This is a genomic window from Stenotrophomonas sp. YIM B06876 (assembly GCF_030711595.1).
Taxonomy (GTDB): domain Bacteria; phylum Pseudomonadota; class Gammaproteobacteria; order Xanthomonadales; family Xanthomonadaceae; genus Stenotrophomonas.
On sequence record NZ_JAUJUJ010000143.1, the window covers coordinates 1 to 1926 of the forward strand.

A 1926-nucleotide genomic window follows, 5' to 3' on the forward strand; every position below is an offset into this window, starting at 1 on the left:
GATGCAACAGAGAGCACGGCGTTGAAGCGGCCCATTGGCAGCGAAAGTTGTGTGCCCGAAGATCAGACTTGCATGGGGCGGCGCGAGCTACCAGTCACCGAATGCAATCAATGGGCTTGTGCGCGCATGTTTTTGCGCCGTGAGGCCGCTATTAAGCCGACAAGACCAATTCCAAAAAGCATTGCGGTACCCGGCTCTGGAACTGGTGTAAAAGATGTGAGCGTTATGTTGTCAACGGCATAAATAGCACCTGCCCCCACCAATTCAAAACGGCCAATCGGAAATTCAGTGGTATTTGCAAAGGAGATTATCGTATTTCCAGGCGACCCCGGCGGCAGCGACACATGTCCGACAAGCGCGCCTAATATGTCATACACGTACACATCCACATCATCAACCATGTATGTAATAAATAATGATATATCTCTAAGATCAGGGATGCTGAATTTGAATATCATCTGGCCGGTGTCTGCATACGCCACATGTGAGAGCGCAAGGGGATAAAGCCCCAGCGCAGCTGTATTCGTAACTATTGCACCGTAAATACTAACCTCTGGATAAATACGCTGATTCATCAGATTCATTCCTTCGGGGAATTCATCAAACGTCAGAACAGTCGTCGCAGCTGCGGCCGGCTGCATAACGGCAAAACCAAGCATCAGCGCTCCCGCAGCGTAGAGTCGGGTCAGTGAAGATTGAAGCGTCATGTCGTTCTCCTGGAATTGATTCGCGTGCGTAAGCACGCTTCGTTCCAGGCTTCTCTGACGCAAAAAGTCTCAATGAAATCAATGGCTTCTGCTGCCATCGGCGGGGGGCGCTACTTGTTTGAAGCGCGGCTTGTCAATTTCTTCGACAGGCGCTATGCGAGAAACAACCTCTCAAATATTGGGGTCCGATACTGGGGCCAGACTTCCATTGATTTGCCAGCCCGAAACTCCCGTGCACATCCGCCCCTTCCAGCCCGGCGACGAGCCGGACCTGCGCGCCAGCCGGCCGTTCGTGGCCGAGCTGGAAGGCTGCATCGCGGGGTTTGCCGACCTGCAGCCTTCGGGCTACATCGACCAGTTTTTTGTGCGGGGGGATTGCGCCGGGCGGGGCGTGGCCTGTGTGCTGATGGCGCAGATCCACCAAGCAGCGCAGCGGGCGGGCATGCCCCGACTACGGGCCTATGTGAGCCTCAGCGCCGAGCCGTTTTTCAGCCGTAGCGGCTTTGCGGTCGAGGCGCGCCAGCAGGTGGAGGTGCGCGGCGTGCTGCTGGCGAATGCGCGCATGGGCAAGGCGCTTCTTATTTCATAGCTTTTAACGCTTGCTACATCAGCGTTTGAGGCCATTTTGTATGTGATTCCACATGTATCCTCCGCCGTCGAGCTACGGGGCATGAGCCGCATCCTGAAAAATACGGCTCAGTTTTTGAGCCGTATTTCCTACAATGCGGCCCATGCCTTCCACCCCAACTCCGCCGCGCAAGCCCTCTTACCTCTGGCAGCACCCCGGCTGGCCCGTGCTGNCCATTTTGTATGTGATTCCACATGTATCCTCCGCCGTCGAGCTACGGGGCATGAGCCGCATCCTGAAAAATACGGCTCAGTTTTTGAGCCGTATTTCCTACAATGCGGCCCATGCCTTCCACCCCAACTCCGCCGCGCAAGCCCTCTTACCTCTGGCAGCACCCCGGCTGGCCCGTGCTGCAGGTGGATGCGTCAGCGTTGGCGCCCGCGCTCGAAGTCGCCCGGTTGGCCCAGGGCCGTTTGCTGGGCTTGCTCGATGCCATTGGTCTGGTGCCTGCGCAAGAGATTGCCCGCGAGCTGTGGGTGCAAGAGGCGCTGGCCACGGCGCAGATTGAGGGGCAGAGGCTGGACCTGGAGGCGGTGCGCTCGTCGGTGGCGCGCCGGCTGGGGCTCGACGCGGCGCCTGCGTCGGCCAACC

The 1926-nt window shown here is 57.9% G+C and carries 3 protein-coding genes; 2 read left to right on the forward strand and 1 reads right to left on the reverse strand.

The features are described 5' to 3' along the window. Positions 1–107: 107 nt before the first annotated feature. Positions 108–707, reverse strand: coding sequence for a PEP-CTERM sorting domain-containing protein (locus QZH66_RS15485; RefSeq protein ID WP_305806797.1), 600 nt, complete (start codon positions 705–707; stop codon positions 108–110). A 232-nt stretch (positions 708–939) separates the two neighbouring features. On the opposite strand from QZH66_RS15485, the gene QZH66_RS15490 reads away from it, so the two are divergent. Next, positions 940–1296: a GNAT family N-acetyltransferase gene (locus QZH66_RS15490; RefSeq protein WP_305806798.1), complete on the forward strand. Its 357-nt coding sequence runs from the start codon at positions 940–942 to the stop codon at positions 1294–1296. 323 nt (positions 1297–1619) lie between these two features. Continuing rightward, positions 1620–1926 (forward strand): DUF4172 domain-containing protein (locus QZH66_RS15495; protein ID WP_305806799.1); only part of this gene is annotated, 307 nt, incomplete at its 3' end.

Bases quoted from the DNA above. Each gene is read 5' to 3' on its own strand.
- QZH66_RS15485 (WP_305806797.1), bottom strand. From the start codon at position 707: ATGACGCTTCAATCTTCACTGACCCGACTCTACGCTGCGGGAGCGCTG.